This is a genomic window from Cellulomonas sp. SG140, assembly GCF_025770785.1.
Classification (GTDB): domain Bacteria; phylum Actinomycetota; class Actinomycetes; order Actinomycetales; family Cellulomonadaceae; genus Cellulomonas.
The window spans coordinates 1-6,260 of sequence record NZ_JANZLA010000016.1 but is presented as its reverse complement, the minus strand read 5'-3'; the positions used below and the strand labels follow the sequence as shown (position 1 = coordinate 6,260).

General features: G+C 70.9%; 6 protein-coding genes. 3 read left to right on the top strand and 3 right to left on the bottom strand.

Going from position 1 to position 6,260, the window contains the following annotated elements; translation table 11 throughout:
* Window positions 1-174 precede the first annotated feature (174 nt).
* Window positions 175-558: an ArsR/SmtB family transcription factor gene (locus tag N0B34_RS17975; protein ID WP_263732657.1), complete on the bottom strand. Its 384-nt coding sequence runs from the start codon at window positions 556-558 to the stop codon at window positions 175-177.
* A 285-nt stretch (window positions 559-843) separates the two neighbouring features.
* Here N0B34_RS17975 and N0B34_RS17970 point away from each other — a divergent pair, with 285 nt between their 5' ends.
* Genes N0B34_RS17970 through N0B34_RS17960 form a run of 3 tightly spaced genes read left to right on the top strand, consistent with a single transcriptional unit; the run spans window position 844 to window position 4,122 of the window.
* Window positions 844-2,502: an NRAMP family divalent metal transporter gene (locus tag N0B34_RS17970; protein WP_263732656.1), complete on the top strand. Its 1,659-nt coding sequence runs from the start codon at window positions 844-846 to the stop codon at window positions 2,500-2,502.
* 28 nt (window positions 2,503-2,530) lie between these two features.
* Window positions 2,531-3,802, top strand: coding sequence for a magnesium transporter MgtE N-terminal domain-containing protein (locus N0B34_RS17965; protein ID WP_263732655.1), 1,272 nt, complete (start codon window positions 2,531-2,533; stop codon window positions 3,800-3,802).
* Window positions 3,799-4,122 (top strand): hypothetical protein, encoded by a 324-nt coding sequence (locus N0B34_RS17960; protein WP_263732654.1) that lies wholly within the window; start codon window positions 3,799-3,801, stop codon window positions 4,120-4,122. The genes N0B34_RS17965 and N0B34_RS17960 overlap by 4 nt, the downstream gene beginning before the upstream one ends.
* Here N0B34_RS17960 and istB read toward each other — a convergent pair.
* Window positions 4,119-4,913: an IS21-like element helper ATPase IstB gene (gene istB, locus N0B34_RS17955; protein ID WP_263732653.1), complete on the bottom strand. Its 795-nt coding sequence runs from the start codon at window positions 4,911-4,913 to the stop codon at window positions 4,119-4,121. The two genes, N0B34_RS17960 and istB, sit on opposite strands and share 4 nt — an antisense overlap.
* Window positions 4,914-6,191, bottom strand: coding sequence for an IS21 family transposase (gene istA / locus N0B34_RS17950; protein ID WP_263732652.1), 1,278 nt, complete (start codon window positions 6,189-6,191; stop codon window positions 4,914-4,916).
* Window positions 6,192-6,260 lie beyond the last annotated feature (69 nt).

Sequence of the window (6,260 nt, the reverse complement as noted above, 5' to 3'; positions counted from 1 at the left end):
TGTCAACGACGGGTTGGAATTGACCCTGTGGCGACGGGGTGGGATTGACCCTCTGCTGGAAGCGCCTCGCGGCAGGTCAACGATGGTGGCTTTGGCCGCGGCCCGGAGGTCAGGCTCCGCACTCGACTGTCGGCGGTTGTCTTCGAACGCCCGAGCTTTGCTCTTGGCGCCGGGTCAGCTTCCGTCACGCAGTTGGCGGTGGTGGTCGATGGCTTGTTCGACGAGGGTGGCGATGTGGGGGTCGTCCAGGCTGTAGACCTGGCGCTTGCCGTCGCGGTTGGCGGTGACCAGGTCGGCAAGGCGGAGCTTGGCCAGGTGCTGGCTGATGGCGGGGACGCTGGCGTCGACCAGGTCGGCCAGGGTGCTCACGTCGTGGGGTTGGCGGGCCAGGTGCCACAGGAGCTGGAGCCGCACTGGCGAGGCCAGGATCGCGAATGTCTCGGCGGCCTCGTCGAGCAGCTCGTCGTCCGGGCCGGTGGTATCGGGAGGCTCTGCCTGGTCGGAGTCGGCGGCGCTTGACGCGTTGGCGTCTGCGGGCGCCGGTTTGCGGTTGGGCATGGTTCAGTATGCCTTACCTCATCGCTTGCGTAACTGTTTGACTGTCGGCGTCGGTGGTGCCATCCTTGAGAGGGCCCGCGCGGAAGCGCCGGGCGCTGTCGGCCGCCCGAGGTGGCCTGGACGGAGGGAGGTGGGCCGCGATGGATACGTCTGGCGATAGTCCGGTGCTCCGGCTCTCCTCATCCGTTCGTGACGCGCGACCCTGATGTTCTGACCTGATCCGGTCGGGCTTGGTCTTGTGCGCGTCACCCGATCCCTGCCTGTCGGCGGGACGGGAGGTTCGTCATGTCGACCGAGACCAACACGGTGCAGCAGAACACGGCGGTGCTGGACAGCGCCCACGTCGGTGACATCGAAGGCGCGCTGGGCACGATCCGGCTGGGCGAGGCGCCATCCGGCACCCGGGGTCGACTGTCGCGGCGGCTGAAGATCCTGGCGGCGATCGTCGGGCCTGGGCTGATCGTGATGGTCGGGGACAACGATGCCGGCGCCTTCGGCACCTACACGCAGGCCGGCCAGAACTACGGCACCCGGCTGCTGTGGACGCTGCTGCTGCTGATCCCCGTGATCTACGTCAACCAGGAGATGGTGCTGCGCCTGGGCGCGGTCACCGGGGTCGGCCACGCCCGGCTCATCGTGGAGCGGTTCGGCAAGTTCTGGGGCGCGTTCTCCGTCATCGACCTGTTCGTGCTGAACGCGCTGACCATCGTCACCGAGTTCGTGGGCATCACGTTGGGCCTGGGCTACCTCGGGCTGCCGAAGGTCCCTGGGGTGATCCTGGCGGTCGTGCTGGTGCTGGCCGCGGTGTCCGGCGGCTCGTTCCGCCGCTTCGAGCGGGTCTGCCTGGCCCTGGTGGCCGGCTCGTTCGCCCTGGTTCCGATCGTGTTCATGGTGCACCCGGCGATCGGGCAGGTCGCACGCGACTTCGTCGTGCCGGGCCTGCCGGGTGGGGCCTCGCAGCTGTCGACGGTGATGCTGCTGGTCATCGCGATCGTGGGGACGACGGTGGCGCCGTGGCAGCTGTTCTTCCAGCAGTCGTACGTGATCGACAAGCGGATCACTCCGGCGTACATGCGCTACGAGAAGGTCGACCTGTGGCTCGGGATCGTCATCGTCGTGGTCGGGGCGGCGGCGATGATGGCCTTCAGCGCGGCCGCGTTCGCCGGCAGGAGCGGCGCCGGGCAGTTCACCGACGCGGCGGGCATCGCCTCCGGGCTGGCCGCCGCCGGCGGCAAGGTCGCCGGCATCCTGTTCGCCGTGGCCTTGATCGACGCCTCGATCATCGGCGCGGCAGCGGTGGGCCTGTCGACCTCCTACGCGGTCGGCGACGTGGTGGGCACGAACCACTCCCTGCACCGCAAGCCGACCGAGGCCAAGGCGTTCTACGCCATCTTCGGCCTGCTGCTGGCAGGGTCGGCGGCGATCGTGCTCATCCCGGGCAGCCCGCTGGGCCTGCTGACCGAGGGCGTGCAGACCCTGGCTGGGGTCCTGCTGCCGTCGGCCACGGTGTTCCTGCTGCTGCTGTGCAACGACAAGGCCGTCCTGGGTCCCTGGGTCAACAAGACCGCCACCAACGTGTTCACCACGTTCGTCATCGCGGTTCTCGTGCTGCTGTCGATCATCCTGACCGCCTCGGTGGTGTTCCCGCAGATGAGCGGGCAGGCGATGGTCCTCATCCTGGCCGGTGGCACCGCGGCGACCGTCGCGGGCGGCATCGCCGTCGTGACCTGGCGGGCGGTGCGCCGCCGCCGCGGCCCGATCACCCCGACGCAGGCGGTGGACCTGGAGGCCAAGGCCACGTGGCGGATGCCGCCGCTGGCGCTGCTGACGCGTCCGGAGCTGTCGCTGGCGCGCCGCGCCGGGCTGGCCATGATGTGGCTGTACCTCGTCATGGTCTGCGGCCTGGTCGTCGTGCGCGTCGCGCAGATCGCCACCGGCGGCTGAGCCCAAGCACGAGGGGCGGGAGGAACCGATGAGCACCGACGGGATCGGGGACGGGTTGGACCTGTCCAGGCTGCTGCGACGCGCCGTGGTCGAACCCACCGGACGCACCGTGGGCCGGGTCCGGGACGTCGTCGTGCGCCTCCGGGGGCAGGACTATCCGCCGATCGCCGGCCTGGTCACCGATCTGGGCGGGCGACCGGTGTTCCTCCCGATCGAGCAGGTCTCCTCCTGGGCCGACGCCCACGTCGCCGTACGCACCGCCCACCTGGACGTCCGCGGCTTCGAACGACGACCAGGAGAGGTGCTGCTGCGGGCCGACGTGCTCGGCCACCGCCTCGTCGACATCCGCCACGCCCGCCTGGTGCGCGCCTACGACGTGCGCCTGGCCCCCCGCGGCGGCGAGCTCGTCGTCGCCGGGCTGCGCACCACCCGATCTGCGCGCCGACGCAGCGGGGACGCCTCGTTCCACGACTGGCGCTCCTTCGAGGCCCTCATTGGGCACGAACCCACCGTCCTCGTGCGGTCCACCTTCGGTCGGTTGCGGTCGCTGCGAGCTGCCGAGCTGGCCGACATCCTGCAGGACGCCTCCGACCGGGAGCAGGCCGAGATCCTGGCCGTCGTGCACCAGGACCCTGAGCTGGAGGCCGACGTCTACGAGGAGCTCGACGAACAGCGCGGCACGCTGCTGGCGGCCCGACCCGACAGCGACATCGCCGACGTCCTGTCCCGGATGCGGACCGACGACGCCGCCGACGCCCTGATGGACCTGCCCCAACCCCGCCGCACCAGGGTCATCGCCCAATTGCCACCCCACCTACGCGCCGCCCTGACCGACCTGCTCAGCTATAACCAGGCCACCGCAGGAGGCCTGATGGGCTTGGAGTACCTGGCGATCCCCGAACAGGTCACCGCCGGAGGGGCCCTGGCGATCGCGCGCGCCGCCCGCAACGCCAGCCTCGAGACCTCCGTCACCCTGCACCTGCTCGACGGTGCCGGCCGACTGACCGGCACCGTCCCACTGCTCCGCATCGTGCAGGCCGACCCCACCACACCCCTGCTCGAGCTGGCCGACCACGACCCCGTCCGCGTCACCCCCGACACCGACCTGGCCGACCTGGCCGTCCTCATGGCCGACCACAACCTGCCCACCCTGCCCGTCGTCGGCCCCGACGGGCACCTGCTCGGCGTCGTCACCATCGACGACGTGCTGCCCGCCACCATCCCCGCCGCCTGGCGGCTACGCGACCCCGACACCCGCCCCGAAGCCGAGCCCAGGCCCCTGACGTCGAGGCCGTCATGACCCGCACCCTCCAGCACCCCGAGGCCCACCAGCCCAGCCAGGAACGGCCAGAGGCCCTCTGGGTCCCCGATGCCCTGCGCGGCTTCCCGGCCGACGAGCTCGCCGCCCTCGGCCACACCCCGACAGACGCCACCTACGCCGCATGGATCCTCGCCCGACGAGGCCACGGCCCCGACTGGCTCGCACGGCACTTCGACGTTTCTCGCGACGTGGCCGACCTCCTTGTATGCGCCAGCCAGCGGAGGCAAGACGTCAAGGCCACCGACACCCCAGCACCAGCGGCGCCCGACGTGATCGCGCCCCAGCGGCGCTGCTCCTAGGTGTCGCGGTCTTTGGCGAGCAGTTCGCGGCGGGCGCGGGTGCGGTAGGACTCGCCTGCGAGGGTGAGGACCTCGGCGTGGTGGACGAGGCGGTCGATCATGGCGGCGGCGACGACTTCGTCGCCGAAGACTTCGCCCCAGCGTCCGAACGGCAGGTTGGACGTGACGAGGATGGAGCCGGTCTCGTAGCGGGAGGCGACGAGCTGGAAGAACAGGTTGGCGGCGTCGGTGTCGAAGGGGATGTAGCCGACCTCGTCGATGATGATCAGCTTGTAGCGGCGGATCTTCTTCAGCTCGGCCTCCAGCGCGCCGGCGTGGTGGGCGCGGGCCAGGCGGTCGATCCAGTTCGTCGCGGTGTCGAACAGCACCGAGTAGCCGGACTGCGCGGCCCGGATGCCCAGGCCGATGGCCAGGTGCGTCTTTCCCAGGCCGGGTGGGCCGAGCAGGATCACGTTCTCGGCCTTGGGCACGAACGTGGCTGTGGCCAGGTGCGCGAGCACGTCCTTGCGCAGCGAGGGCAGGTGCTCGAGGTTGAAGTCCTCCAGGGTCTTGATCGCCGGGAAGTGCGCGGTGCGGATCCGCATCGTGGTGCCAGCTGACTCCCGGTCGGCGACCTGGCGTTCCAGGACCGCGGCCAGGTACTCCTCGTGCGACCAGTTCTGCTCCCGGGCCGCTTCGGCGAGGGTGTCCCAGGTCCTCCCGATCGTGGGGGTCTTGAGCACGCGGGTCAGGTAGGCCAGCTTGGAGCCCAGGCCCTCGGGGGCCGGTCTGGTCTTCGTCGTGGTGGTCATCTACTTCCCTTCAGCGGTCACCGCTCCCAGGTCGGGGCGGGGGTCGAAGTCGACGCCGAACAAGGCGTCGTAGTCCGGCAGCGCCCGGATCGCCACGACGTGCCCGTCCGCGTGCGTGCGGGTCGAGCGCTGCTGGGCCTGGCGACGGGCGGCCAGGTCCGCGCGCAGCGAGCGGGCCGTCTCCTGGTGGGCCGGGTCGGTGATCGTGCGGGCGTGGCCCCAGTCGCGGGCGTGGTCGGCCACGACCTGCCCCGCGCATGAGGCCACCACCCGAGCCGGGGTGGCGATCACGTCAACGAACCGGCCGATGACGCGCGGGTCGACGGAATAGTCGTTGGCGTCGATCCGCACGTAGTAGTCCCGACCCAGCCGGACCCGGTGCGTCAGGCCGATCGCCGGCGCCAGCGGCGGCAGGGCGACCATCGCCGCCCGGTCGGCCGTCCACCGCTGGGCTGGGCTGACCGAACCGATCGCTCGCAGCACCCGCGTGTTCGCTCGATCGGCCAGCCAGTGGCCGATCTGGTCGGTGAAGTCGAACGGGCCGGTGAACGTTCGACCGGGCAGGAACGACGTCTCGAAGAACCCGTTGCGCCGCTCGACCAGGCCCTTGAACTCCGGATCCCGCGGCGGAGCGAGCTTGATGCGCACCCCGATCGTCCCGGCGAAGCTGGCCGCCTCGACCGTCGGCTTGCCGGGCCCGCCGATCGCCGACTCCCGGTCCCAGACCAGGGTGCGCGGGCAGGCACCCCAGCTGGCGAGGATCTGCCACATCCCGGCCAAGATGTCCCCGGCCTTGCGCGAGGGGATCATCACCGCGCCGGTGACCCGTGAGTACCCGCAGGTCATCGTCAGCACCGGCAAGACCCGCTCGACCCCGCCACCGACGGGGATCGGGGCCGGTGGGAACCACAGGTCGCACTGGGCGACCTCGCCGGGCGAGTACTCGACCCGGTCGGTCGGGTCCGGTGGGGTGAACAACGGCCGCAGCTCACGGACCCGGTCCTTCAGGATCGTCAACGACCGCCTCCACCCGATCCGCTCGGCGATCACCGTCGCCGGCATCCGCGGGAACTCGGCCAGCAGCGCCCGGATCGCCGGCTCGACCTCGTCAACCGCCGATCCCCGCGGCCCGCGCTCCCGCGACGGCGGCGCCTCAGCCCGCAACGCCGCCCGGACGGTGTTGCGCGCCAACCCGAGCCGACGCGCGATCTCCTTGATCGGCATCCCCTCGGCCCGATGCAGCCGACGGATCTCCGCCCAATCCTCCAGTGCGATCACCCCTCCAGAGTCCCGGAGGGGTCAGCCCCAATCCGTCGTCAGAGGGTCAGTCTCAACGCGTCGTCGACA

Excerpts from the sequence above, each read along its gene's own strand:
- N0B34_RS17975 (WP_263732657.1), bottom strand. The coding sequence starts at position 558 with ATGCCCAACCGCAAACCGGCGCCCGCAGACGCCAACGCGTCAAGCGCC.
- N0B34_RS17965 (WP_263732655.1), top strand. The coding sequence starts at position 2,531 with ATGAGCACCGACGGGATCGGGGACGGGTTGGACCTGTCCAGGCTGCTG.
- N0B34_RS17970 (WP_263732656.1), top strand. The coding sequence starts at position 844 with ATGTCGACCGAGACCAACACGGTGCAGCAGAACACGGCGGTGCTGGAC.
- N0B34_RS17960 (WP_263732654.1), top strand. The coding sequence starts at position 3,799 with ATGACCCGCACCCTCCAGCACCCCGAGGCCCACCAGCCCAGCCAGGAA.
- istB (WP_263732653.1), bottom strand. The coding sequence starts at position 4,913 with ATGACCACCACGACGAAGACCAGACCGGCCCCCGAGGGCCTGGGCTCC.